Genomic DNA, 26,065 nt, shown 5'->3' on the forward strand with positions numbered 1-26,065 from the left:
CGCCTTGGTTCTACCATTGAATATAAAAATCAGGAGGATACATCGAGATCCTATCGTAATTACCATGGTAACGGGCATGTGGCTATCGCAGAGCTGAACAATGGTGTGATGTATTATACTTTTGCAGCTATACGGGATGTGGCCTTCTGGGAATGGCATAAAGGGGTGGATGATATCTATTTCAGGTTGCAGGAAACATTCGAACCAACGGATTTCAGTCGCAATGATCCCAAAGTCTCCTTGCGCAAAATGGTCCGCAACAATAATGAGCCTTACTCTGCTGATCTCATCCTCTGCCTTACCAAAGATATTCCTGGTGACCCGGATGCCACTGGCAACCTTGCTTTCGGCGGAGCTAACTGGGAAAAGGATTTTGAAGAAGGCATTTTTCCTGCAGGCGGGAATTCTATAAAAACGGTGAAAACGCTTCATACCTATATGAAGAAGGCCAGCATTACCTACAATGCAGATGGAAATAATACAACATATGATTTTCCATATCTCACGCATGATCCTTTCACCTATTATATCCGCGTGGAGAATAAAGAACTGAGCTCAAGACTGCTGACATTGCGCATCTTTTTGGCGCCTGCAGAAAATATGGAGGACAGAAGAGCCTGGATCGAGCTGGACAAATTCACGCATACCATCGATGGCAATTCAAAGAAAGTGATCTGCCGGAAAGATGTATTGTCGTCTGTTGTAAAGAAGCCTGCTGATGCAGAGCCTGATCCCAATGACACGGACTTCAATCCGATCAACCTGCCACTCGATGCTGAAAGATGCAGCTGTGGCTGGCCTTACAGAATGTTACTGCCGCGTGGGATTGAAGATGGTGGTGGAATGGATTTCATCCTGATGGTGATGATCACGGATGGCACTATCGATGGGCTGGGTGCTGAAAGGAATTGCGGGTCTGTTAGTTTCTGTGCCGCAAATGCAACGGCATACCCGGATAAACTTCCGTTGGGCTTTCCCTTCAACAGGAAGTTTGCAGGTAACGGAACCGGTGTGAAACAATTCCTGACCGGAAATAAAAACGTGATCAGCCGTAACATCCGGATCAAACATCATCAACAATCATAATTATGCTGATTGAGATCTATGCCTGCGAGGAAAGTCCGTTGCTGCCTTCGTTGCGAAGCAGCTTACAACAGGCCATGACTGAAAAAGGATTGTTGCCAAGCTGGATGGAATACAGCAGCGTGATGCCAGCTGCCATATTTATGGATGCCAGGGAGATCTGGCGGGATACTAACGGTAATGTACCCACTAAAGAGGAATTGTTGAGAAGTATGGATGAATCGCAGAGACCTTCAAGGAAGAAAAAGATTTCAATCATATTCCGGAAATACGTTTCCTTTTTTTTAGCGCTGGTTATTGCCTTTTTTCCGAAATGTCCTTTCTGCTGGGCTGCGTATATGAGCGCCTTCGGCGTGTTGGGAGTGGATAGTATTCCTTACAGATCCTGGTACCTGCCGGTTTCAATCGGGTTGTTGCTGGTGAATATTCTGGCTGTGTACTTCACAGGCAAGCGGCATCAGTATAAACCTTTGCTGCTGACCATTGCAGGTGCCTTATTGATCATTGGCAACAGGATCTGGCTGCAATCTGATTTTATGATGTTCGCAGGATTATTCTTGCTGGTAGCGGGCTCAGCCTGGAACAGCCTGCCTAAGCTAATGACAGTGTCCGTTAAAAATCTGTTTATAAGGAAAGCAAGAGTTTACTCGGAGACCACTCGCTCGCCTCTGGCGAGTGAATAATATTTGTTCGCCTCCGGCGAACGCCGAACTCGCCAGAGGCGGGCAAATAGAAGTAACTCGTGGGGACTCGAGCTACCGGGCACTGCTAAATAAAAATGGGGCTGACATAATTGTCAACCCCAAACTTACAGAATTGCACTGCTGTAATTTATCTCACCAAAACCTTGATCACTTCTTTCTTTTCATGTGAAGTTACATGCAACAGGTATACACCTGGCACCACATGTTGTTGCTTCAGATTGCTCCATCCTACAACCTGTGTTCCTTCTGCCAGGAACTTACTTTGACTCATCACCAGTTTGCCACTGAGGTCGTAGAGGCTCAGTTGCACCTGGCCGGATTTCACCTGTTTGATACGCACTGAAATCCGGTCTGTTACTGGGTTCGGGAAGGTGCTGATCTCTAATCGGGCTTCCTGTGGAGGAGTGGAAAGCAGAGCTGTTCCGCAACCGGAAGAATTGTAGGCCACGCCACCTAGGGTGGACTGCCTGTCGAGATTCATCTTCTTCGCATATTGATGGAAAGTGCTGTAGTACACATCGGGAACGCCGTCAGCAGTTGTGTCCCTTGCAAAGTAGGCGTTGCAGGGATCATTGCCGGGTGTAAAATATTCGTTGTAGCGGAACACCAGTCCTGTTTGTCCGTATACAAAAGCCATCACTGCGGTAGAAAGGCTGGTGACCTCATTCTCCTCGAACGTGATATTTTCTGCCCGGTTCACCACGATCTCACACCACCTGTTGGCAGGATTCAGGATACCATACCTTCCCTGGGTGCGACGGTATAATGCAGAATCGATATGATAGTTGTTCTGAATGGTATTCCATTTGATCACGGAGTTGGTGACCTTGGATGAGAAATTATTACTGCCGATATACATACCTGAGCCCAGGTTATGATAGAGTGTATTCTCTTTCACCAGGTGTCCTGTTCCAACGCTGCTGTCCTGTTCATTACCCACAGATATACCCACACCATTGAGATAACTGTTATTGCCTTCAACAGTGATGTTTTTGGAGCCATCCAGGTAAATACCTGCGCTGATGGCTATGGGTGACAAGCATCGGTACACAGAGTTGTCTTTGATCAGACCGTTGCGGCTCTGGTTGTTCACTTTACTGAGACCAGGATTATTGGTGAGCACCCATTTGTAATTGCCTGCCGACACGATACCGATATTGGCTATATCATACACTTCGTTTCCGATCACAGAGAAGGTATCCACATTACCATTGATGGCAATGGCCTCTGCATATCCCGGAACGATATCATGTACATCATTGTCCTGGATATTGAGATGTGTTATAGGAGTATTGGTAGTACCGAGCACGGAGATAGCTCCGAAAACATCGTCAGGTGCGGGGTTTTTCACCTTGTTGGTATCGCGGCTCCAGTGCATATCATAGAGTTCGTTGTTTCGGATATCGATATGCCCGGCTGCGCCTGTAACGATGATCCCGTAACGCACATCCTTCAGTCCACCTGAAGTGAGCGTGGAATCATTCGTAACGTTCCTCAATTCCAGGCCTTCGATGCGGATGTATTTGGCACCTGATATAGCGAAGAGGAATGAGTACTTGTCTGTAAGCAATGCGCCATCGATGATCACGCGTTCAGATGGATAGTTTTTGACGGTGGTCCATTTGCCGTTTGCTCCGCGGTTATCTCCGATCCAGTAACCGTTTGTGACGGGTTTGTAAGTACCTGCGCGCAGGTAGATGGTGAGGTTGGAATCCAGCAGGGTAGCGGGAACGGTGGAGTAATCATACCCTGCTATTTCCAGGGCGCGCTTGAGTGTTCGCCATGGAGTGAGTAAAGAACCATTACCCGTGGTATCATTACCGGTGTGGCTCACATAGAATTCAGTTCTTGCCTGAGCACGGATGATGTTCACAAGTGTACTGCCGGTCTCCGTGATACTGCTGGTGCTGCCGGAAGACACCACCAGGTCGCTGACGCCGGGAGCGATGGTGTTGAACGTATTGTTGCTGATCAGCACATGGGAGAGTGCCGTAGCGCCATCGCCCAGGATGCGGATGGCATTCAGGTAGTTGGCAGGACCGGGATATTTTGCTTCATTGAGATTCGCGTTCCAGCTGAGATTGGAGAAGGTGCAGTTGATGATCTCAACATGTTCGCTGGCGCCACTGATCAGGATGCCATATCCTGAGATGCCGGTGAGGTTGGCGAATGTGAGTCCCTGCAGACGGATATACTTTGCACTTGCGATACTCACCAGTGCAGAGAAGTTGGCGGTCTGCAATGATCCGTCGATGATCACCTGCTCATTGTTGTAAGCCTTGAGAATAAAATATTTTCCGTTGTTGCCGCTGCGGTCGGACCCGATATAAAGGGGCGTTCCCGCAGCAAGAGTGTAAGTGCCGGCGCGCATGTGAACGATCACATCGGTGGTGTCTACATTGCCCCACCAGTAAATAGCGGCGCCCAGTGTATTCCAGGGATTGCCGATACTGCCGTCGCCCTGTGTGGGCGAATTGATGTCTACATAGTACTCTCTTGGTGCTGCATGCACGGCGCTGCCCGCCAGCAGGAGACTGAAGAGTACAACCAGTGTAAATTTCATAGCATTCAAGTTTTTTAGTTTGAAGAATGAGAAGAAAAGTGACCGAACGGGTAGGAGTGTTGCTGACAATACCAAAATAGCCAATAACCCAACGCAAAAGATTTATCAACCGGTTGCGTGAAATAAATTCACACAACCGGTTGCTTAATACCGTTAGAATCTCAATAAGTTACGTGTAGGCTATTTGCTGATTCTTACTACCAGCTGTGATGGAAGGAGTATATTATGATAGTGGGGTTCGGATGTATCGCCATCCGCATCAGTGTTTTGGAGCAGCTGGAGCAGTGTTTCCGTGGCTTTTTCCCCCTGCTGGTAAGGGAATTGCTCGATGCTGGCCATCGGAGGATGCTCCATATAATCACAGATGGCTTCATTGGCGAAACTGATGAAGCAGATGTCTTTATTGATCTTAACCTTCGCCTGCCTGGCGTGTTGAATGGCATCCATCGCTACATAATCATTGAAAGCGATGATGGCATCAGGCCTGTTCTTCAGATTCAGCAATTCCTGCGTGGCGGCAGTATTCCCTTCTTTGGTAAGATCTGTGTGAACCAGGTACCTGGGATTCGGCCTGATGCGTTTTTTTTTCAGGGCATTGCTGAAGCCCTGCATCCTTTCTTTACTGGCAGGCATATGTTCCGGGCCATTGATCAGTGCAATATGTTTATGTCCTTTCTTAATAAGGAAGTTAACGGCTTCTGTCATTCCTGATTCCAGCTGGCTGGCGATGTAATGGATATTGTTCATTGCGGGGATCCTGTCGAAGAAAACAACGGGTATCTTATTCCTGCGCAGCAGTTCAAAGTGCTCGTAATTGGTGGTGTTCTTGGAGATGGAGATCAGCATGCCATCAACCCGGTGATCTTTCATGGTTTCCACGATGCGCTTTTCGCGGCCCTCATCATCACGTGATTGTCCCAGTAACAGGGTGTAATTCTTGCTGTAGGCAATATCTTCAATACCACTCACGATGGAGGCGAAGAACTCGTGCGAGATGGAAGGAAGCACCACGCCCAACAGCAATTTTTTGCGCTGCTTGAAATTGATGGCTGTCTGGTCCGGTTCATAGTTGAGCTCGGTGGCCAGCTCCTGAACCCGAGTTCTGGTCCTGAGCCCGATACTGGCGTGATTGCTCAGGGCGCGGGACACCGTTGATTTTGAAATTTTCAATTTCCTGGCAATGTCTGATATCGTTGTCTTTCTGGATTCCATGCTTGCAGCTTCGCTCTTTAAATATACATAAAATACCATGGAGATGATCCGGCAGCAGGCACTCGCTATCCGCATTTTATCAGCACAACCGGTTGTGTAAAAAAAATTAGCACAACCGGTTGTCGGAATTTTGAATGCAGCAGCCTTGTATTTTGCGTGAACAAGAAATTTACATGCAGGAAATACATTTTGAAAATCAGGTAGCGGTGATCACGGGAGCCGCTTCGGGGCTTGGGCAGGCCATTGCCCGGCAGTTGGCGCCATATAAGGTGAAACTGGTGCTGGTAGACAGGAATGCGGAACAATTATCCGCAGTGGCGGCATCATTGAATGCAGCTGCGTATGCCATTGATATCACGGATGAAAAAGCAGTGAAACAACTAATGGATGATACCGGTAACAAATATGGCCGTATCGATATTTTAGTGAACAGTGCCGGTATCACGGGCATCACCAATACTAAAAGCCACCTGGTGGAATCAGAGGATCTCCGTTCCGTATTCGAGGTGAATTTTATGGGAAGCTATCTTACCTCCAAATATGTGTTGCCCTGGATGCTGAAGAATAATTACGGCCGTGTGCTGCATGTGGCCAGTATTGCAGGTAAGGAAGGCAATGCAGGCATGCTGGCTTATTCCGCCAGCAAAGCGGCTGTGATAGGGATGGCCAAGGTGCAGGGAAAGGAATATGCAGAAACAGGTATCACGGTGAATGCGCTGGCCCCTGCCGTGATCCGGACTGCACTGGTAGATGCGATGCCGGAGGAACAGGTCAAATACATGACGGATAAGATCCCGATGAAACGCTGCGGCAGTCTGGAGGAAGCAGCGGGCATCGTGGCCTATATCGTGTCTCCGCAAAACAGCTTTACAACGGGCTTCACCTTTGATCTTTCGGGAGGCCGTGCAACCTATTAACCGTTCACACTAAAGAATTACAATGAAAAAGGAGATCATTCATCCGGAGAATGCCGGCAAAGGTTTTACAACCGGTGCTTATTCCGCAGCCGTGGAAATCGATGGCTGGGTCTATATCAGCGGGCAGGGGCCGATCGATTTTACCACCAGTGAATTCAGACTGGGCAGTATAGAAGAAGAAACGAGGCTTACCATGCACAATATCCAGAGCCTTTTAAAGGTTGCAGGCTGTACCATGGACGATTTGGTGAAGTGCACTGTGCACCTGGCAGATATCAATGATTTTGCAGGATTCAATAATGAGTATTCCGCCTGGTTCACAGGTGTGAAGCCCGCGCGTACCACGGTGCAGTCGGGGCTCGGCTACAATATCAAAGTGGAGATCGATGCCATTGCACGTAAACCGAAACTGTAATCTATAACTCATAAAGCTGATCATGGAACAAATGATTGATACGGCAAAAATGCCGGTGGGAATCGTAGGGCTGGGACTGATGGGATGCAGCATCACTACCTGTCTGCTGATGGCCGGTCATCCGGTGGTTGCTGTAGCGCCCCTGAAAGATGATCTTACACACGCTGCCGGCCGCATCATGGAGCACCTGCATACTTCAAAACAAGAGAAGCTCACTACATTCCCACCGGATCATTTCTTCAGCAAACTGTTGATCACCGAGGATTACAACCTGTTGGCAGATTGCGTGCTGGTGATTGAATGCACCATCGAAAACCTGGGTATCAAACAATCCGTTTATCAGCAGATCGAATCAGTGATCAGTGAAAGGGCACTGCTGTGCAGTAATACATCAGCCATTCCAATCAGTATGCTTCAGCAGCATACGAAACATCCTTCCCGTTTTTTTGGCTTGCATTGGGCGGAACCTTCGCATACCACCCGCTTCCTCGAAGTGATCTGCGGGGATCAGAGTGATGTGAGCAATGGTGAATTTTTATATGCGCTCTCTCACAACTGGGGCAAAGAGCCTACACTGGTGAGGAAAGATATCCGTGGCTTCATCACCAACCGGCTGATGTATGCCATGTACCGCGAGGCTTTCAACCTGGTGGAGAATGGTTATGCCAGTATCGAGGATGTGGACCGCGCCTGCCGCAATAATGCAGGTTACTGGATGACGCTGGTGGGCGTTTTCCGGTGGATGGACCTCACCGGGGTTGCGGCTTATCATACCGTGATGAAAGACCTGTTCCCTACACTCAGCAACAAACAGGAAGTGCCGGACTTGATCGATAAACTGGTGAAAGACGGCGCAAGGGGAGTAGCCAATGCCAAAGGATTTTATGAATACACACCTGAAGAAGCAAAACTCTGGGAAGAAACTTTCATCCGGTTCAGTTATGAGATCCGCGAGCTGGCGTTGCGGTACCCGGCTGATGTGGTGAAGAAACAGTTGTAATTAAGGCATGTTACCAATAATCGGGGACACGAGCGACTGGGCACACCCTGAGCAAAATCAGCAGTATATTATGCAATCACCATTTATTATAGATGCACATCTGGATCTCGCCATGAACGCGCTGGAGTGGAACCGGAATTTGCGCGAACCTGTAAATAATATAAGAGAAAGAGAGAAAGGGCAGACGGATAAACCGGATCGTGCAAAAGGAATGGTGAGCCTGCCGGAGTTACGCAAAGGCCGTGTGGGATTGGTGGTGGCTACGCAGATCGCGCGGTATGTTGCTCCCAACAGCACCCTTCCGGGCTGGCATTCGCCTGAACAGGCATGGGCGCAAACACAGGGACAACTCGCCTGGTATAAAGCCATGGAAGCGCAGGAGGAAATGATCCAGATCAGGAACCTCGATGGATTGGAAGTACATCTGGATTATTGGGAGAATGAAACCATCCCTGATCAACAAAAGAAGATCGGGTATATCCTCAGCCTCGAAGGAGCGGACTCACTCGTGGATCTTTCTTATCTCCACAAAGCCTATGCATACGGCCTCCGCGCCCTGGGACCCGCTCATTACGGCCCCGGCCGCTATGCACCAGGTACAGGCATGGAAGGTCCGCTCACACGCATGGGGAAGGACCTGCTACGCGAAATGGATCATTTACGCATGATCCTGGACGTTACCCATCTTACCGATGTGGGTTTTGATCAGGCCCTGCAACTCTTCAAAGGACCTGTCTGGGCCAGTCATCATAATACCAGAACACTGGTGCATCATCAGAGGCAACTGGCCGATCACCAGATCAAAGCATTGATAGAAAGAGAAGCCGTGATCGGTGGGGTGCTCGATGCCTGGATGCTGGCCAACCACTGGGAAAGAGGCGTGTCTGATCCGAAGCGGGAAAATATAACCCTGGAAAAGCTGATCAACCATTACGATCATATCTGCCAGCTCGCAGGCAACAGCCTGCATATTGCTATCGGCAGTGACCTGGATGGGATGTTTGGCCAGGAACAGGCGCCATATGATATGGATACCATTGCTGATCTGCAAGGGCTGGCGCCGCTGTTGCACAAGCGCGGTTATTCGCAGGAGGATATCGAAAACATCTTTTACAGGAACTGGCTCCGCTTTCTCCGGAAGGCCTGGGCCTGATCTGTAAATCCCAACCTGTCCTGATCCCGGACTTCACCCGGGGTACATGGAAACAGCGGAAACTGGTATCCGGGCTGGATAATGATTTAAGTGTCTGAAGCACGCGTTCCAACCCGGGTACTTTCAAAAATCACACAACCGATTGTGTGATTTTCCTATTGAAATATACACCAACTTTAGAGAAGTATCCACTACTTGTTTTTCGTCACGATTCAAACTCGACTGCTTATGTCCACTTGCAAAACACTGTTGATTACACTGTTTGTTTTGTGTAGTACTGCGCTTTTGGCGCAGGAACGCACCATCACAGGCAGGGTGATCGACGCGGCCGGCAAACTTCCCCTTTCCGGCGTTTCAATTTCCATTAAGAATTCTCCCAATGTGACCGCCGTTACCAATGATAACGGCAGCTTTACATTGCGCGCGCCTGCAGGCAGCCTTACCTTGCAGGCATCTTCCATTGGCTATGCTCCCACCGAGGTGGTGGTGGATGCCAACACCAAAGATCTGGTGATCAGTCTTACAAAAAACGATGCTGAACTTGGTGAAGTGGTGATCGTTGGTTACAGCAACAAAAAGAGAGGTGAGCTCACAAGTGCTGTAACGGTAGTAAGTGCTGAAAAGCTCAAGGATGTTACCACCAACAATATCGGTAACATGCTGCAGGGCAAAGTGGCGGGCCTCCAGGTGGTGGCTGCTTCCGGTGTGCCGGGCGCTGCTCCTGAGATCAGGCTTCGCGGTATTTCATCCGTCAACGCCTCACAGAGCCCGCTCTTTGTGGTGGACGGTATCATCGGTGGTAACTATGATCCCAATGATGTGGAAAGCGTAACCGTTCTCAAAGACGCAGGTGCCACCGCCATGTACGGATCACAGGCCAATGCCGGTGTGATCATCGTTACTACCAAGAAAGCCAAAATGGGCAAGACCCGTTTTGAAGCCAAGGCCACCACCGGTTTCCGTCAGGCCGATTTCGGCAGCATGGAAATGATGAACAGCAACGAGTTCTACGAGTATCAGAAGGAGTTGTACCGGGACTATATCCCCGGCGAAACCGATAACTCCCACAAGATCGACCTGCTGAAATTCTACAGCGAAAGACCGCTCAGTCTCCGCGATGTGGATTACAACTGGCAAAAGACCATCTTCAGCAACGCACTCATGCAGAACTATTATGTAAGTTTTGCAGGCCGCACGGAAAAAGCAAGCTACTATGCAGGTGTTTCCTATTACAATGAGAAAGGAACATTCATGAACACTAATTTCCAGCGGATCAACGTGCGCGCCAACAGCACCTACAATTTTGCCAAATGGATCAACTTCACCAATAATATTAACGTGAGTGCTTCCACCGGCAAGAGCTATGATTACATGGACATCTATTATGCATATCTCAACCTGCCATGGGACAATCCCTGGGATTCCGCAGGCAGGCCACGTTATGTAGATGGCACTTCGCCCTTCAAATGGTGGAGCCGCGATAAGATCAATCCTGTGCATACCATCAACAATTCAGATCACCCTTACAAAGGATTTGATGTGAACTATGATGCCGCACTCAATATCGATATCACTCCCTGGCTCTCTTTCAGCAGCTCCAACAGGTTTGCCGCCGGTTATAACAAGAGCTCCAATTTCTTTTCACCCGCCACTGCCGGAACCTATCACAATACCGGCTTCCTGGATGAGCTGAGCACGCTCAATTACGGGCTGGTGAGTAACAACCTCTTAAAGTTCAATCTCAAATACGGTGACCACGGTATCAGCGGTCTGGCCGGTATGGCCTATGAGGCCAGCAAGTTTGAAGTGCTCGGCGGATCCGGTAAAGGCCTTCCGCTCGGACAGCGGGTGCTGAATGTAGTGAGTAACAGCCAGCTGGTGAAAGGTTATGTGAACGAAGCATATATTCAATCCTTTCTCTCCCAGGTGAACTATAGCTACCTCAACCGTTATTTCCTGACTGCCTCCTTCCGGAGAGATGGTTCTTCCAATTTCCCCAGCAGTAACCGGTATGCGAACTTCCCTTCCGTGTCTGCAGCGTGGCTGGCCAGCAATGAAGATTTCATGGCAGGTATGAAAGAATCGCTGAGTTACCTGAAATTCCGGGTGAGCTATGGCGTTACAGGTACGCAGGATATCGGTGCATCGAGATACCTGGGACTGTATTCGCTCAGTGCACAGTACAACGGAAATGTAGGAGCTGTGCCGCTTCAGCTGCCCAGTCCTGATCTTACCTGGGAAAGCAAACACCAGATCAATGCCGGTGTGGATATCGGTTTGTTCGACAGGGTAAACCTGACGGTGGATGCTTACAGGAACGTTACCAAAGACCTGCTGCTGCAGGTATCGCAGCCAATCTCTGTAGGCTTTGAACAAAGATGGCAGAATGTGGGTGAGATCGTGAACCAGGGACTGGAGATCGGTATCAACAGCACCAATATCCGTAGCAGGAACTTTGAATGGAACACTGATTTCAATATCAACTTCAACAGTAATAAACTGCGCGCTCTTCCATCGGATATCATCAAGACAGGTTCCTGGGCTATCTCCCAGATCTACCGTAATGGCGGTAATCTTTATGAATTCTATATGCCCAAATGGGCAGGTGTGAATGAACAGACCGGTGCACCGCAATGGGAGCGCACCATCAAAGATGCCGATGGAAATGTCACCGGTAAGGAACTGACCTCGGATTATGCGCAGGCCACTTACCAGGAAGTGGGGTCGGCCCTTCCAAAATTTCAGGGTGGGATCACCAATACTTTCCGTTATAAGAATGTTTCACTGAGTGTGAACGCCTATTATCTTTACGGAAACAAGGTGTTCAGCAATAACCTTCGTTTTGTGATGAACGATGGTACTGATCCTTACTTCAATCAGATCGTACTGCCTTCAGGGTACAGTATCTGGACCAAACCCGGAGACAAAGCCACCAACCCCAGTCCACAGAATGCGGCCGGTGCTTCAGAAACCAGCAGCCGTTACCTGATGGATGGAAGTTTCCTGCAGATCCGTAATATCACACTGAGCTACAGCCTGCCAGACAGCTACGTGAAGAAGCTGGGAATGGAAGGCATCACCATATCGCTCAGTGCGGACAATGTGCATACCTTCACGGACTTCGTTGGTCAGGACCCGCAGACCACAATCACGCCTGCTTCCTTTGCCACGCCCGGTGTTTCGGATTTCAAGTATCCCAACAACAGGCAGTTCTTAGCTACCCTCATTTTAAGGTTCTAAATCATCATCACATGAAACGCTTTTTCTTCATCATACTCAGCATTACCCTGGTGGCCGGCACGGGCTGCATCAAGGATGTAGCGCCCAGCGATGCCATCACCACGGGGAACCTTACGGATAACCCGGACGGCATTGTGAATGCCGTGAACGGGGCTTATTCTTTGTTCAAAGACAATGTGGAATTCAATGGCGTTGAGGACCTGAACCTGATGTACCTCCGCCAGTTCTACCATCTCTCCGATTTTGCGTCCGATGATATCGTATGCGGACAAGTAACCACGGATCCCTTATGGCTTTCCTTCACGGGAGACCATTCACCAACGCAGACCAATACCCGCTATTTCTGGTATATCACTTACAAGATCATCAACAATGCCAATACCGTGATTGAAGCGGCGGGCAAAGTGGCAAACCCCGATGCCGCTACCCAGCAGCTGATCGGTGAATGTTATTTCCTCCGCGCCTTCTGTCATTTCAACCTGGTGCGCCTCTTTGCAAAACCATATACGCATGATCCTGCTTCTCCGGGCATCATCCTCCGCACCTCGGTGGCCGACCCCGCGCAGAAAGCACGGGCAACGGTGGCTGAAGTTTATCAGAGCATCATTGCCGATGCAGAGAAAGGCGCTGAACTGATGACTGCTTCCCGCGGTGTGCAGTACGCTTCGCGCGAAGCCGCATGGGCACTGCTTTCCAGGGCTTATTTGTATATGGATAGTTATGATAAGACCATCGAGTATTCCGATAAGGTGATCAACTCCCCGCGTTTCACTCTCACCAATGCCACAACGTTCCAGACCCTGTTTGCGAATGCAATGGGTGGCAGCGAAACCATCTTCTGCGTGGCGCACACACAGGTGGATGACAAAGGAAAATTCGGATCGATTGCCAGTATGATCTATTCCGATGGCAACTCCGGATGGGGCGAAGAGTTTGCCTCCAAGGCACTCCGCGATTCGATGTCAGACCATCCCGAGGATGTGCGCTGGAAATATATCGTGAAACTGGATAATGGCAGCGGCGGTGTTGCATTGAAGAACGGTATCGAAACCTATTATATCAGCAAGTTCAGTTTCCAGGGTGGAAGCCCTACACTCAGTTCACCCATCATGTTCCGCCTCTCTGAGATGTACCTCAATAAGGCAGAAGCCGAGGCCAAGAAGAACCTCAACAACAATGCGTTGGACGATGTGGACATGATCCGTAAGAACCGTGGCCTGGATGGATCTCTGTATAACCGCGTACTTCCTGCCGGCAGGTCGGCGCTGGATGTGGTGCTGAAAGAACGCCGGATAGAGCTTGCTTTTGAAGGCCATCGTATGTATGATGTATACCGCAACAAGCGTAACCTGAACCGTACCTACTGGGGATATCATCTGCGCGGACTGAAAGAGACCGATATCAACCTGGCCGTTCAGCCTGCGGGTTACAATAATCTCATCACCAACTGGAACAGTAACCGGATCATTTATTATATTCCCGTTGATGAGGTGCAGAGCAACCCGCTCTGCGAACAGAATAATTAACGTTTAAGGATATGCGAATGATCACTCATCCAAAAACCAAAGACATGAAACTGTTTTCTTTCGATATAAAACAATGCCTGCTGGCAGCCGCAATCCTGCTGGGAATGAGCTCCTGCAGCAAAGACGATGACCGCGCACCGGATATCGTGTTCGAGATCAATGTAGATGGTTATACCGTTGACTTCACCAACAAAACCGAAGGGGTGCAGTCCTTCAAATGGGAATTCGGTGATGGCAGCAGCTCCACGGAGGAAAATCCCACCCATACTTACTCCGGAAAAGGAAAGTATGTGCCTACCATGTATGTGACCATGAAGGATGGCCGCAGCTTTGAGGCTTCCACCGTATTGCGCATCAGCAAGAGCACAGCGGTAAAGCTCAATGACAATACGCTGAGCGACTGGGATACGGTGGTTACCAATGTGGTGACTTCCGGAGCAGGCGGCGGTGTATTCCGTAAGGCCAAATACGATTATGACGGCAACTATATCTATTTCTATTTCGAGATCGCTACCACACGCGCAGCGGGTGATATCTTCGATTTCTACATGGATACGGATAACAATGGAGGCACAGGCCTGATCACCTGGCTCTTTGCAGGCGCTGGCAATGACGTGCTGCTGGAAGGCGCCGCGCTGAACGACTGGTTCGATGTATTCTATCATAAGGGCGCACAGAACGCGTTCACGTTCGATGCGCAAAGCATCTCTGAATTCTATTCCATCGGTAAAGTGGAGGAGAGCGGCGGCATCATGAAATGCGAAGGCAGGCTGGTGCGTTCCAAGATCAAAGGGCTTACCGGAAAAGGTATGAAGATCGGTGTGGCATTGACCAAGAGCGACTGGAGTGCACAGATTGGTACTGTGCCTGATCCCGGCGCTGCGGCCTTCTTCCTGGATATGTCTGAATAACCAAAAGCTTTGAATACTTTGAACGGAAGACTCCTTACCCTCGATGTGATGCGCGGCATCATCATGATCCTGCTGGCCGCTGAAAGCACTGCCCTGTATGTGAATATGCACCAGCTTACAGAAGGGCACTGGCTGGATGTGATTGTGCAACAGTTCTTCCATCATCCCTGGCACGGGCTCCGCGCCTGGGACCTGGTGCAACCTGCATTCATGTTCATGGCCGGAGCTGCCATGTACATCGCCTTTTCCAGGAAAAAGGAAAAGGGACAATCCTGGATGAAACAATGGCCGCATATCCTTAAAAGATGCGCCTGGCTATTGTTCTGGGCCCTTGCGATCTACTCGGTGCTGTCAGGGAAACCGGTCTGGGAATTGTGGAATGTGCTGGCCCAGTTATCGGTGACCACATTGATTGCGTTTCTCATCATCGAGCGTTCAGTAAAATTTCAACTGATCTTTTCCCTGGTATTGTTGCTGATCACGGAGTTGTTATACAGATATACAAATATTCCCGGCTATGATCAGCCATTCACACAGCATCAGAATTTCGGAACCTGGATGGACCTGGTATTGATGGGCAAGACCAACTCCGATGGATGGGTGGCTTTCAATTTCATACCAACCGCAGCGCATACCATCTGGGGCTGCCTGGTGGGTAAACTGCTGATCAGTCAGCAGACCGCCAATGAAAAGATGAAATGGTTGCTGATCGCGGGTGCTGTTGCAACGGTAGTGGGTTATGGTCTTGACCTGACAGGAATATCGCCCATCATCAAACGGATCTGCACCAGTTCTTTTGTGCTGGCTTCAGGTGGTCTGGTGATCTTGCTTACTGCAGCCTGTTATCGTGTCATCGATATTGGTGGGCGGAACAGGTATGCGTGGATAGCTGTGGTGGTAGGGATGAATTCACTCTTCATCTATATTCTGTTCGAGATCATGGGCTGGACCTGGATCAACAAATCAGTGGCGGTGTTCACCATGCCTTTGTTCACGGCAGTGAACCTGCCGGAAGTCTGGGCTCAGTTATTCACGTCATTGGTAATACTGGTTGGCTACTGGCTCTTGTGCTGGTGGCTGTATAAAAAGAAAATATTCTTCAAAATATAAGTGCGGCGATACCTGTACAAAAGGGGCTTTCGATCAGGAAGCCCCTTTCGCATTTCAGGGTAAAGCAAGCTGGTATGGTTTTTTTGCCTTTCTGCAGCAAAAAGTGGCGTATGTTCAAGAGGATCAATTTTCCCAATAGCTTCAGGTCTGGGTTTATAGCAGCGTTGTTATTTATCATACCTGTATTTTTCTGTCTGAAAGATCCGTCATATGGATCCACCTGGCTGATCTATCTCGGAAGTTTTCTGTTTCTGATAGTGATTGTATGTCACACTTTGTTTTTCAATAAGGTGAGAGGAGAAAATGCCAACACAGTTACCATGGTCTTTGCTTCACATATGGTTACCCTGATAGGGGTAGTGTTCAGTTGCCTGTTCGCCTTTCTGCTGTTATCTGTGATGATACCCGGTTATCTCAGCGCCGGGCCAGCGGAAACGGCCACGCACAATACACCTGCCAATGAGATCTTCGATAAAACAAATGGGCTGAGTTTTCGCATATTTATGGGTGCGAGCATCATCAATTTTGCAGTGGGCTCCTTTGCAGGCATCATATTTCCGTTCAGTGCAAAGCGTAACCAGAAGAAAGATTCAGGGGAACCTTATCCACTGAAGGATAATGCCCCTGAATAACTATTTTCTCCCGCCCATTTTGCTGATAAGGAAAATGATCAGCGCCACTACGCCTACTACGGCCAGTACGCCAACCCAGACACCGGCTTTGAAGATACCGCCGATCACTTCGCAGGAAGAAAGCGTTACCAGGGCGAGGAGCATCATCGTAATTAAGTATGGGTATTGTTTCATAATCAACCTTTTAAAGGCAAATGCAATTCTTTTGCCAGCTCACTGATCAATTTGATTCCTTATATTCGTGGTATGAGATTCACTCCAACACTTTAATGATCCTGCTTCACAGTAACTGATCCCTTTCACAGAAGGGAGAATATTCCTATTTCATTACTTCAACAATTATTATATGCAGGATCAATTATCTCCTGAACAGATAAAGCAATTTATTGAGCAAGGCTTTGTGCGTGTGGATGAAGCCTTCCCGGCAGCATTGGCTGCCAGCATTCGTGAAATTCTCTGGAAAGAAATCGGATTAAGTCCTGATATGCCGGAAGCCTGGAAACAACCAGTGATCAGGTTGGGATATTATTCGGCCGGCCCTTTTGTAGAGGCGGCGAATACACCCATTTTGTTGAATGCTTTTGATCAGCTGGTGGGCAAGGACCGTTGGGTTCCCTGCCGCAATATGGGCTCCATGGTGCTGCGTTTTCCGTCTGATGAAATACCCAATGATACCGGCTGGCACGTGGATGTAGCATTTCCGGGTGAGGACCCCAATGATTATCTCAGCTGGAGGAGCAATATATATTCCAAAGGTCGTGGCCTGCTGATGTTATTCCTTTTTTCTGATGTGGGACCGAAGGATGCGCCTACGCGTATACTGGCAGGCTCACATTTGGATGTGGCTAATATGCTGCAACCATTTGGGGAAGCTGGATTGTCATTCATGGAAATTGCCGGAAGATTGGGTGATTTGCCGGCAAGAAAAGAGTTCCTGGCAACAGGTAAAGCAGGAACGGTATACCTCTGTCATCCTTTCCTGGTGCATGCGGCGCAGTCCCATACAGGTACCGCGCCAAGATTTCTGGCGCAGCCGCCCTTACTGATTCGCGGAGATCTTAACATTTATGATGAAAATAACGGGTATGTATATACGCCTATTGAGCAGGCTATCAGGTTGGGCTTGAAACAGGCATGATGCTTTTACTTTCGCAGTGCCCGGTCGCTCGCATCCCCGCGAGTGACTTCTATTGGTTCGCCTCTGGCGAACACCGTGTCGCCAGAGGCGAGCTACCGGGCATTGCGAAATACTTCACATATAGGGTATCCTCATTTGCATTACTAAAAAACTTACATTAGAGAGAGATTGCAACAATAAAAACAACAGCATCATGAAAAAAGTAACAGGAATCGGCGGTATCTTTTTCAAATGCAAGGACGCCGCTAAATTGAAAGACTGGTACCAGCAACATCTCGGGCTAAACACAAACCAGTATGGCGCCACCTTTGAATGGTATGAAGGGGACGACAACACAAAAAAGGGCCAGACCCAATGGAGCCCCTTCAACGAAACCACCAAATACTTTGAGCCTTCCACCAAAGAGTTTATGATCAATTACCGGGTGGAGAACCTGGAAGCGCTGGTAGAGGAATTAAAAAAGGAAGGTGTGACCATTGTTGACCAGATCGAATCCTTCGATTATGGTAAATTTGTGCACATCATTGACCTGGAAGGCAACAAAATAGAGCTTTGGGAGCCTGCAGGGGAATAAGTAAAGTATAATTTTATTTTACCACCTGTCCCATGAAAGGATCTGTCTTGCTGGGTTTTCCTGTTTCCACATGCCCGGCATAGCGCCTGATGAAACCGGTAAAGCCTTCAGCAGTTACTGTAAGATCATACCACCTGTAATGGGATGGCAAAATAACCAGTTTTTCTTCGCCACCAGCTGGCACGGTCAGATGCTTCGCTGCAGATCCGTATGCATTATCCTTTACCAGGAATTTTACAGGTTTCTTTCCGGGATTTAAAAAATGCAGGTTAAGGTTCCCACTGAAACCCTTAGCCCCGGTAAAGATCCGCTCATACCGGCAATCCACTATAAAAGGTGAATCTTCCCCCTTACCCTGGAATTCACGGAAAAAACCATTAGGGCCATACACTCGAAGCAGGTACTGGTTGTTCTGAAAATCCTGCAATTGCCATTCATCACTGATACTGTCGCCTTTTTTAACAGCATAGGAACGCGCCTGCACCTTATTGCCGGTCAGGTTATAGGCATATACCTGGAAAGGAGCGCCCCCGCTGCGTTCCAGCATATCACCTGCAGTCATCCTCAGCGTAATGACAGTGCGGTCAGTATTCATCCTGGCTGTAGCATACAACTCATACGGCAATGCACAGGCCGATCTGATCCCCGGTTCCTGTTTGGCCATATAAGGCGCTGTATGTGGATGTTTATTGATAGCTGCTATTTCAGCAGCAGTCAGCGCTTTGAAATTATCCGGTAATTTTTTGAACTGCGCTTTGTGAATGCCTTCGATAAATGGATCACGTGTAATAAATGCCGGCAATTCGATCTTCTCTCCATTCCACGGCCTGAAAGCGGAAGTGAGATTGCCACACACCGTCCTTCTCCACTCAGTGATATTGGGCTCAGTGATCTGCTTCTTTGTTTTGTGCGACAGGAAATGTTCCAGGAACTGTAAGGAGCTGGTATGATCAAACACTTCCGAGTTCACCCATCCGCCGCGGCTCCAGGGTGATGCGATCACCATCGGTACCCTGTAACCCAGTCCGATTGGGCTCTCACGCACTTCATCATCTTCTGAAGACTGTTGTGATTTGTTGGCAACATATTCCAGGCTCGTATCGATACCTGCAGAAGTCTTGCCGGTTTCAGGTTTCTGCGGATGCGGTGCTACAAAAGGAGGGAGGTGGTCATAATAACCATCATTCTCATCATAGGTAAGTACGAAGATGGTCTTCTTCCATACTTCAGGGTCTTTGGTAAGGATGTCGAGCACTTCACTGATATACCACACACCAAACCAGGCGGAGCTGGGGTGATCGGAGAAATTCTCCGGAGCCACTATCCATGATACAGTGGGGAGTTTATTCTCTTTCACATCCTGGCGGAACTGGTGCAGCACATCTCCTTTGGGGGCCAGCATGCTGCGCTTGGTATCGCCATCCTGGTATCTGAGCTCAGATAAACTATGATAATCCGCATCACCGGTATTGGTGCTGAATGCTTTCAGGTGGATCTGTTTTTCCTGTTCGGAAAGTTTGCTGAAATTCTCTTCTGAGTATTTTACTGTGTCGGCTTTGTATTCTTCCAGCTTGCGTTGCTGCCAGGCCAGTTTGCCTTTTGCTTTGGCAGTGGCTTCGCCTTCAGCAGGCAGTGCGGCAATGGTTGTTTCCTGTGCTTTGATGTCTGCTTCCATCGCTTTGATAGCAGCAGGTAGATTGCTGATATAGGCTTTGTGGAATTTCACCTGGTACTGTGTGAAATACTCCAGGGGATTGTCTCCGAAATTGGCGAGCCAGGATTCTTCTTCACCTTTGAAGCCTACGTTCACGCTGAGCTCGTTCTGGTATACTTTCCAGCTGATGCCTTCTTCTTCGAGTCTTTCCGGGAATGTTTTCCAGCTCACTTCCGTATTGTAATCGGCATCGCCGTTCCATACGCGTGCAATAGAATCGGGATCTGCTTTTTCACGGATGGTGCCGCTCCAGAAATAAAGACGGTTGGGTGTGGTGCCGGTAAGGGAGGAACAGAAATTATGGTCACAAACGGTGAAAGCGTCTGCCATGGCATAATAGAAGGGGATGTCTTCGCGGGTATGGTAGCCCAGTGTGAGGGGCATGCCCTTGTAGTCCTTTCTGCCGCTGCCTTTGGCGTGCAGCCATTTATCGTAGAGGCCTTCGTTGCGTGCATCAACCTGGTCGCTCCAGCTATGTGGCAGGGAACTCATCCAGGTGGCCCTGGTATCTTTTATATTGAGCCGGAAAGGAGCGAATGTTTGTCCTGCTTTATCCGTTTGCAGCCATACCAGGTTTTTGTCCGGCAACTGGATAGCGCGGGGATCATTGAAGCCGCGAACGCCCTGCAGACTGCCATAGGCATGGTCGAACGACCTGTTCTCCTGCATCAGGAAAACAATATGCTCTGCATTTAGGTAAGTGCTGCCTGGTGCCGGGTCGATGGCCAGGGCCCTGGCTATAGAAGCTGGCATGAATTGAAACAGGCCGGCTCCTCCTGCGATCAGCCCGGCATTCTTCAGAAATTCCCTCCTTGTATCCATAATGTAGGCGTTGAATAGACGCTAAAGATAAAGGGACGATGCAAGAATAAGAAGCCGGCGCAGAAATTAACCGCAGCTTAATATTTACCGTTTTTTCAGATCTTTTATCGCTGTCCACAACACACCTGCCTCTCCTCTGAAACTGGAGGAGCCCTTCGGCTGATTGTCCGGCGTATACCACTCATAGAATCCTTTATTGATCAATACCCGGCTGAGAAAGGGTTTCAGCGCTTCACAAGCCTCCGGTATCAGGTCATAACGGATCAGCTGGCTCACCATGCGGCCACCAAACCAGCCCCAGTCGCCGCCATTCTGGTAAGAATAGGGCCCCATGCCTTTGTTCTTGAAATAACCTTCCGGATACACAGGATAAATGGTCAGCCCGATGGTAGCGGCATTCGCGGCTTTCATATTCGCCTGCATCTTTTTATAAGCAGTGCGCACTTCTTCTTTTGTCAGCAGCCCGGCTTCAATGGCCACGGCAGTACCGCCATGATAATAAATAGCATCCTCATCAAAGCCAGCAGGGAAGGGTGACCCGTTGAGATAGATATGTGGTTTGAATTTCTGTTGCCTGCTATTCCATAAATGTTTCCGGATATTCATCTGCAATTTCCTCCTTACATCCTGCCAGTATGTTTTTTGTTTTGCAGTGAGAGAAGCGATGCTGAGAAAATCATTGATCGCCACCATGAACATGGCATTGTCATAGATATCGATGGAGAGATGCGAACTGCTGTCGAGTACTACGCCCCAATCATGCTCTGGCTGAACATCGCCCCAGTCAACGGTTGTAGCACCCCAGATCAGGCCATATTTTACATTCCATCTTTTGGTGATGAGAAAGAGCATGGCGCGCTCCAGATGTTGCTGCACATTTCCATCTGCAACTGTATCGGTGAGAATGGATTTGTCGCCGGTATTACGGATATACTTCGCTACTGCCTGGATAAGAGAAGTCTCCTGATCGGTTTCCACCGTATTCTTATGTCCTGCATATTCAGGCGCCAGCGGAGAATAATAATAAGCATAACCAACGCCATGAGATTTTTCAATGGGAATATAACCATCCAGGATCCCACCATCAGCCTGTTGGAATTTGAAGAACGTGAGCAGGTGTTTTTTGATGATGGCTTTGTCATTCACCTGGCAGGCGAGATCGATGAAAGTATTGAGATCGCGGATCCAGACCTCTCCATAACCATCGCCGGCCGTGAATCCTGAGCTGATCAGTTTTTCTGCCATGATGGATACTGAGTCTGCCGCGGGTTGCAATTGCCTGATACAGTCGGGTTTTGATTGAGCAGCCAGGCCGGTACTGAGTGCCAGGCCGGAAATGAGGAGCAACGGTTTTCTCATGCGGTTAAGTTTGCTGAACAAATATAGGCGAAGAAAACACCAATGCCTTTGGTTTAAAAAAATTACATTCGCTTGGAATCCGGATTCACAAACCCCATTTATTCCTGACATGCTGAATGTATTGCGCGCCATACGATCATCAGTCAAAGCACAGGTATTGTTCCTTACAGGCTTACTGTGTTTTGTACAAAAGGGCGCAGCACAATCCTCCGGGCAATTTTTTCTACAGTATCTCGATAACCGCAACGGTCTTTCCAACAGCGCCATCAACGATGTATTCAAAGACAGTGATAACCTGCTCTGGATCGCTACCTGGGATGGCCTGAACATGTATGACGGCAGCATGTTCCATGTATTCAATTACAGCAGGGAGAACGATCCCCGCAGCATCGGCAACAATGTGATCAAGCATATAGCTGAAGACCGCGAAAAGAATATCTGGGTCAGCACCATCCAGGGTGTTTCAAGATATGAAAAGAACAAGGGAAGGTTCACCAATTATTTTTACGGACAGCAGCAACGCAGCCGCGTGAGCGAGCAGGAGTTTGAACTGGCCATCGATACGGCTGGAACAGTGTATTGCCTTACTCAGAAATCAGGCCTTACCCGCTTTGATGCCATGGCAGACAGTTTCCTGGTCTGCCCGGTGCCGCGTCACCCGTCGCGCGTGCAAAAGATCGCCTTCGATCCCGGTAACCGGCTTTGTATCCTGAACAATACCGGCGCACTGGAAATTTATGTGAAAAAGGGTGGACAGTTCATTCACCAGCAGACGATCCAGGATGTAACGGCCATCAATAATTTCTTCATCGCCAATAACAGGTTCTTCTTTACCAATTCACTCAATCAGTTATTCCAGTTAGATACAGGTACTGGTAAATCCACGTCCATTGTGGCTTTGCAGGCAGGAGTGGCAGCTATCACTTTTTACCAGCAGCACTATCTCCTCGCTTTCACTTCAAGAGGTGTGAGTGTATATGATGAGCAGTTCCGTCCATCTCCCTTTCTTACAGACCAGATCTCGCGATTGCAGCAATTGCGGGTAACTGCCTGGAGACCTGGTACGGAAGAGATCCTCTGGGCCGGGACCGACGGTAATGGAATGATGAAAATATTCTTGCAGACCAAACCTTTTGGAAATATCGCCACTTCCAATGAAAGCATGGCCAGCAACAGGCCTGTGCGCGCTTTTGCGGAAGTGAACGGTAATCTCTGGGTAGGCACTAAAGGCAGTGGCATCATTTCTTTTAATAAATTCTGGTTGCCCTCCGGAACCAAAGAAGAACGCAGTTATTTCACTTATCCCGGGCAGCTGGACAATAACGCCGTGTTTGCCATCCGCCGCGGTCCGGATCAGCTGGTGTATATCGGTACCGATGGGAGAGGGCTTGGTGTGTACGATCCGGGTAATGGAAAATTCCATCACTGGCAGGAGATCGAAGGACATGACCGGTATGCAGAGTTCGGATCCGTGTATGCCATCCTGCCGGATAAAGACAGTTCACTCTGGCTGGGCACCAGCAGTTACGGCCTTGTGCACTGTAGATTGCAGCGGATGTTCAATGGCAGGCTGCGACTTGATTTCCTGGAGAAATTCATTTTCACCAATGCCGATACAGGACCAGCAAACGATATCATTTATTCGCTCGCTGCCGGCGACGACCGCTATATCTGGATCGCCTGCCGCTACGGCGGGCTCAGCGTACTGGATAAACAGACCGGTAAATTCAAAACATTCAAAGCCTTTACTTATGAAGGCAGTCTTTCCAATAATGATGTGATTGCAGTGTATTACGACAGTCAGCACCGCATCTGGGTGGGCACCAGTTATGGCCTCAACTGGATGAACGCAGCAGATGTAAGCAGCGCCAGTCCTGTATTCCATAAGTTCACTACAGACAATGGCTTACCCAATAATACCATTCATGCTATCGGGGAAGATGCAGCAGGTCAGATATGGGTCAGCACCAATAAAGGCATGGCACGTGTAGATCCTGCCGGTCCATCTGTTTCCTATTACCAGCAGATGGATGGCTTGCAGAGCAATGAGTTCAGTGACGGGGCAGTGTGGAAAGATCCGGGAGGATACCTGTTCATGGGTGGCATCTATGGTTTCAACTATTTTCTTCCCAGCAGCATCCGCACTACCAGCTGGTTGCCGGAACTGCTGGTCACCGGCAGGATAATGGGGGGAGATAACAGTGCTGCAAGCGCCTTCAACATCGTGAAACCGGGAGGCACTAACGCTGCCGGGTATACGCTGGAAAGGAAAGACGGATTCTTTGAGCTCAATGTCAAGGCGCTCAGCTTCCTCAATGCAGAAAAATGTGAATACGCCTGGTTCCTGGAAGGCTATGATAAGACCTGGCATAATTCAGGCAATAACGGCAAGATCGTATACAGCAATATCCTGCCCGGTGATTATACCTTGCACATCAAATGGTCGAATGGAGAAGGGGCCTGGACGGGTGAATCGGTGGTGCTCAGTCTTACCGTGCAGCAATATTTCTGGTTGCGATGGCCGGCCCTGCTGGCCTATGCGATCCTGCTATCCTTTATTGCATGGATGATCTACCGCTACCGCAGGAACCGGCAGGAGATCCGCAACCAACTGGCGGTGGAACATCTCATGAGGGTGAAAGAAGAAGAACTCCATCAGCAACAGTTAGGCTTCTTCACCAATATTGCCCATGAACTGCAGACGCCGCTGACCCTGATCATGGGATCGGCCGAGCGCATTCTTGTTCAACCGGATTCGCATTATACACCATTGATCCACCAGCAGGCATCACGCCTCACTTACCTGGTACAGCAGCTGCTGGATTTCAGGAAGGCCGAAGCCGGCTTCACCAATAACCAGTACAGTTTCCTCGATCTTCGCGAACTCTTCATGTACCTCACCGATCCCTTCGTACCACTCAGTGAGCAGGAGGGAAAGCAGTACCATCGCGAGATCAGCGGGGATATGGCTGCCTGGGTGGACAAAGACAAACTGGAGAAGATCATCTTCAATTTATTGTCGAATGCATTCAAACATTCTGCACGCAACGCTGAAATATCCGTGAAGACCTGGCAGCCCGCCGGTAACCTGCTCAATATAGAGGTGGCCAATACCGGTTGCGGGATCGGTCCGGAACAACTGGACAAACTCTTCAACCAGTTCTATGTAGCCCCGGGTACACCCCGGGTGGAGAAGTTTGGTACCGGCATCGGCCTCGCCTTCACCAGGCAGCTGGTGACCATGCTGGGTGGCTCAATCAATGCCAGGCTGGAAGGAGACCGGATCATTTTCCATCTTCAATTGCCCCTGCTGCTCAAAGAGCCGGCCGATGAACGGGAGGAGCGCAGTACTTCCGAAAAACCCAGTTATCTCTATCGTGCCGTTACCAAATGGAATGAAGACACGGAGGGGATCAGTACCGAAGAAAATAACAAACGCGCGATCATTGAAGAAGTACAGGATGATCAGCGTCACTCCATATTAATAGTAGAGGACGAACCGGGCATCCGTTACCTCCTGCATGATATCTTAAAAGATCAGTATATCATCTATGAAGCCGGCAATGGCCGCGAAGCGCTTGAACTGATGCAGCAGGTGACCCCGGACTGCATCATCAGTGATGTAATGATGCCGGATATGGATGGGCTGGAGTTCTGCGACCGGGTGAAGAATGCCCCTGCTACATGCCAGATCCCTTTCATCATGCTGTCGGCCCGTGGCAGTATCGATCACAGTATCCAGGGGTATGAATCTGGGGCCGATGAATATATTGCAAAACCTTTTCATGTAAAATACCTGCAGGTCCGGGTTCGTAAATTGCTGGAGTACCGTCAAAAGCTCAATGAGATCTTCAGCAGCAACAGCCAGATCGACCTCAGCAAATCGGATCTGCCGGATACAGATAAAGAGTTCATCAGTTCCCTGGTGGCCATCATCGAAAAGCACCTGGACGATGTGGAGCTCAACGCCTCGATCCTGGAAAAAGAACTGG

At 49.1% G+C, this 26,065-nt stretch carries 19 protein-coding genes; 14 read left to right on the forward strand and 5 right to left on the reverse strand.

The genetic code is table 11. The features are described from left to right. Both ACTHMC_RS13365 and ACTHMC_RS13370 read left to right on the forward strand, forming a co-directional pair. A partial coding sequence (locus ACTHMC_RS13365) for a hypothetical protein (protein WP_440413688.1) occupies window positions 1–1,086 on the forward strand: 1,086 nt, incomplete at its 5' end. 2 nt (window positions 1,087–1,088) lie between these two features. Further along, window positions 1,089–1,766 (forward strand): hypothetical protein, encoded by a 678-nt coding sequence (locus tag ACTHMC_RS13370; protein ID WP_440413689.1) that lies wholly within the window; start codon window positions 1,089–1,091, stop codon window positions 1,764–1,766. A gap of 148 nt (window positions 1,767–1,914) precedes the next feature. On the opposite strand, the gene ACTHMC_RS13375 is transcribed toward ACTHMC_RS13370, so the two are convergent. Together ACTHMC_RS13375 and ACTHMC_RS13380 are read right to left on the reverse strand one after the other, a co-directional pair. Then, window positions 1,915–4,350: a T9SS type A sorting domain-containing protein gene (locus tag ACTHMC_RS13375; RefSeq protein ID WP_440413691.1), complete on the reverse strand. Its 2,436-nt coding sequence runs from the start codon at window positions 4,348–4,350 to the stop codon at window positions 1,915–1,917. A gap of 180 nt (window positions 4,351–4,530) precedes the next feature. After that, on the reverse strand, window positions 4,531–5,562 hold the full coding sequence (locus ACTHMC_RS13380; protein ID WP_440413692.1) for a LacI family DNA-binding transcriptional regulator: 1,032 nt from the start codon (window positions 5,560–5,562) through the stop codon (window positions 4,531–4,533). Between the two features lie 173 nt (window positions 5,563–5,735). Here ACTHMC_RS13380 and ACTHMC_RS13385 point away from each other — a divergent pair, with 173 nt between their 5' ends. From ACTHMC_RS13385 to ACTHMC_RS13425, 9 genes are all read left to right on the forward strand, one after another. Beyond that, on the forward strand, window positions 5,736–6,479 hold the full coding sequence (locus ACTHMC_RS13385; RefSeq protein WP_440413693.1) for an SDR family NAD(P)-dependent oxidoreductase: 744 nt from the start codon (window positions 5,736–5,738) through the stop codon (window positions 6,477–6,479). A gap of 22 nt (window positions 6,480–6,501) precedes the next feature. Then, window positions 6,502–6,894 carry a RidA family protein gene (locus ACTHMC_RS13390; protein WP_440413695.1) on the forward strand — a complete coding sequence of 131 codons (393 nt, stop codon included), beginning with the start codon at window positions 6,502–6,504 and terminating at the stop codon, window positions 6,892–6,894. Between the two features lie 22 nt (window positions 6,895–6,916). After that, window positions 6,917–7,894 carry a 3-hydroxyacyl-CoA dehydrogenase family protein gene (locus tag ACTHMC_RS13395; RefSeq protein ID WP_440413697.1) on the forward strand — a complete coding sequence of 326 codons (978 nt, stop codon included), beginning with the start codon at window positions 6,917–6,919 and terminating at the stop codon, window positions 7,892–7,894. Between the two features lie 70 nt (window positions 7,895–7,964). Continuing rightward, window positions 7,965–9,047, forward strand: a complete 1,083-nt coding sequence (locus ACTHMC_RS13400; RefSeq protein ID WP_440413699.1) for a dipeptidase — start codon at window positions 7,965–7,967, stop codon at window positions 9,045–9,047. A gap of 228 nt (window positions 9,048–9,275) precedes the next feature. Further along, window positions 9,276–12,287 carry a SusC/RagA family TonB-linked outer membrane protein gene (locus ACTHMC_RS13405; protein WP_440413701.1) on the forward strand — a complete coding sequence of 1,004 codons (3,012 nt, stop codon included), beginning with the start codon at window positions 9,276–9,278 and terminating at the stop codon, window positions 12,285–12,287. Between the two features lie 11 nt (window positions 12,288–12,298). Further along, window positions 12,299–13,813: a RagB/SusD family nutrient uptake outer membrane protein gene (locus tag ACTHMC_RS13410; protein ID WP_440413703.1), complete on the forward strand. Its 1,515-nt coding sequence runs from the start codon at window positions 12,299–12,301 to the stop codon at window positions 13,811–13,813. 44 nt (window positions 13,814–13,857) lie between these two features. Next, window positions 13,858–14,724, forward strand: a complete 867-nt coding sequence (locus ACTHMC_RS13415) for a PKD domain-containing protein (protein ID WP_440413704.1) — start codon at window positions 13,858–13,860, stop codon at window positions 14,722–14,724. A gap of 9 nt (window positions 14,725–14,733) precedes the next feature. Continuing rightward, window positions 14,734–15,834 (forward strand): acyltransferase family protein, encoded by a 1,101-nt coding sequence (locus ACTHMC_RS13420; RefSeq protein ID WP_440413706.1) that lies wholly within the window; start codon window positions 14,734–14,736, stop codon window positions 15,832–15,834. A 110-nt stretch (window positions 15,835–15,944) separates the two neighbouring features. Next, entirely contained in the window at window positions 15,945–16,466 is a 522-nt protein-coding gene (locus ACTHMC_RS13425; protein WP_440413708.1) for a hypothetical protein, read from the forward strand. On the opposite strand, the gene ACTHMC_RS13430 is transcribed toward ACTHMC_RS13425, so the two are convergent. Next, the gene (locus ACTHMC_RS13430; RefSeq protein ID WP_440413710.1) at window positions 16,467–16,640 is read right to left on the reverse strand and encodes a phosphatidate cytidylyltransferase; all 174 of its coding nucleotides are present in this window, start codon (window positions 16,638–16,640) and stop codon (window positions 16,467–16,469) included. It abuts the gene before it with no gap. A 172-nt stretch (window positions 16,641–16,812) separates the two neighbouring features. Between ACTHMC_RS13430 and ACTHMC_RS13435 the strand changes: the two genes are divergently transcribed. Both ACTHMC_RS13435 and ACTHMC_RS13440 read left to right on the forward strand, forming a co-directional pair. After that, complete coding sequence (locus tag ACTHMC_RS13435) at window positions 16,813–17,604, forward strand: phytanoyl-CoA dioxygenase family protein (RefSeq protein WP_440413712.1); 792 nt, start codon at window positions 16,813–16,815, stop codon at window positions 17,602–17,604. Between the two features lie 193 nt (window positions 17,605–17,797). Beyond that, entirely contained in the window at window positions 17,798–18,178 is a 381-nt protein-coding gene (locus ACTHMC_RS13440) for a VOC family protein (protein ID WP_440413713.1), read from the forward strand. A gap of 13 nt (window positions 18,179–18,191) precedes the next feature. Here ACTHMC_RS13440 and ACTHMC_RS13445 read toward each other — a convergent pair whose 3' ends face one another. Together ACTHMC_RS13445 and ACTHMC_RS13450 are read right to left on the reverse strand one after the other, a co-directional pair. Continuing rightward, window positions 18,192–20,714, reverse strand: coding sequence for a phosphocholine-specific phospholipase C (locus tag ACTHMC_RS13445; RefSeq protein ID WP_440413715.1), 2,523 nt, complete (start codon window positions 20,712–20,714; stop codon window positions 18,192–18,194). An 84-nt stretch (window positions 20,715–20,798) separates the two neighbouring features. After that, entirely contained in the window at window positions 20,799–22,073 is a 1,275-nt protein-coding gene (locus tag ACTHMC_RS13450) for a hypothetical protein (protein WP_440413717.1), read from the reverse strand. Between the two features lie 109 nt (window positions 22,074–22,182). On the opposite strand from ACTHMC_RS13450, the gene ACTHMC_RS13455 reads away from it, so the two are divergent. Next, a partial coding sequence (locus tag ACTHMC_RS13455) for a hybrid sensor histidine kinase/response regulator (protein ID WP_440413719.1) occupies window positions 22,183–26,065 on the forward strand: 3,883 nt, incomplete at its 3' end.

Source organism: Pseudobacter sp., from assembly GCF_051955275.1.
Lineage (GTDB): Bacteria > Bacteroidota > Bacteroidia > Chitinophagales > Chitinophagaceae > Pseudobacter.

Coding starts and splice junctions, on each gene's coding strand:
- ACTHMC_RS13370 (WP_440413689.1), top strand. CDS start 1,089: ATGCTGATTGAGATCTATGCCTGCGAGGAAAGTCCGTTGCTGCCTTCG.
- ACTHMC_RS13375 (WP_440413691.1), bottom strand. CDS start 4,350: ATGAAATTTACACTGGTTGTACTCTTCAGTCTCCTGCTGGCGGGCAGC.
- ACTHMC_RS13380 (WP_440413692.1), bottom strand. CDS start 5,562: ATGGAATCCAGAAAGACAACGATATCAGACATTGCCAGGAAATTGAAA.
- ACTHMC_RS13385 (WP_440413693.1), top strand. CDS start 5,736: ATGCAGGAAATACATTTTGAAAATCAGGTAGCGGTGATCACGGGAGCC.
- ACTHMC_RS13390 (WP_440413695.1), top strand. CDS start 6,502: ATGAAAAAGGAGATCATTCATCCGGAGAATGCCGGCAAAGGTTTTACA.
- ACTHMC_RS13395 (WP_440413697.1), top strand. CDS start 6,917: ATGGAACAAATGATTGATACGGCAAAAATGCCGGTGGGAATCGTAGGG.
- ACTHMC_RS13400 (WP_440413699.1), top strand. CDS start 7,965: ATGCAATCACCATTTATTATAGATGCACATCTGGATCTCGCCATGAAC.
- ACTHMC_RS13405 (WP_440413701.1), top strand. CDS start 9,276: ATGTCCACTTGCAAAACACTGTTGATTACACTGTTTGTTTTGTGTAGT.
- ACTHMC_RS13410 (WP_440413703.1), top strand. CDS start 12,299: ATGAAACGCTTTTTCTTCATCATACTCAGCATTACCCTGGTGGCCGGC.
- ACTHMC_RS13415 (WP_440413704.1), top strand. CDS start 13,858: ATGAAACTGTTTTCTTTCGATATAAAACAATGCCTGCTGGCAGCCGCA.
- ACTHMC_RS13425 (WP_440413708.1), top strand. CDS start 15,945: ATGTTCAAGAGGATCAATTTTCCCAATAGCTTCAGGTCTGGGTTTATA.
- ACTHMC_RS13430 (WP_440413710.1), bottom strand. CDS start 16,640: ATGAAACAATACCCATACTTAATTACGATGATGCTCCTCGCCCTGGTA.
- ACTHMC_RS13435 (WP_440413712.1), top strand. CDS start 16,813: ATGCAGGATCAATTATCTCCTGAACAGATAAAGCAATTTATTGAGCAA.
- ACTHMC_RS13440 (WP_440413713.1), top strand. CDS start 17,798: ATGAAAAAAGTAACAGGAATCGGCGGTATCTTTTTCAAATGCAAGGAC.
- ACTHMC_RS13445 (WP_440413715.1), bottom strand. CDS start 20,714: ATGGATACAAGGAGGGAATTTCTGAAGAATGCCGGGCTGATCGCAGGA.
- ACTHMC_RS13450 (WP_440413717.1), bottom strand. CDS start 22,073: ATGAGAAAACCGTTGCTCCTCATTTCCGGCCTGGCACTCAGTACCGGC.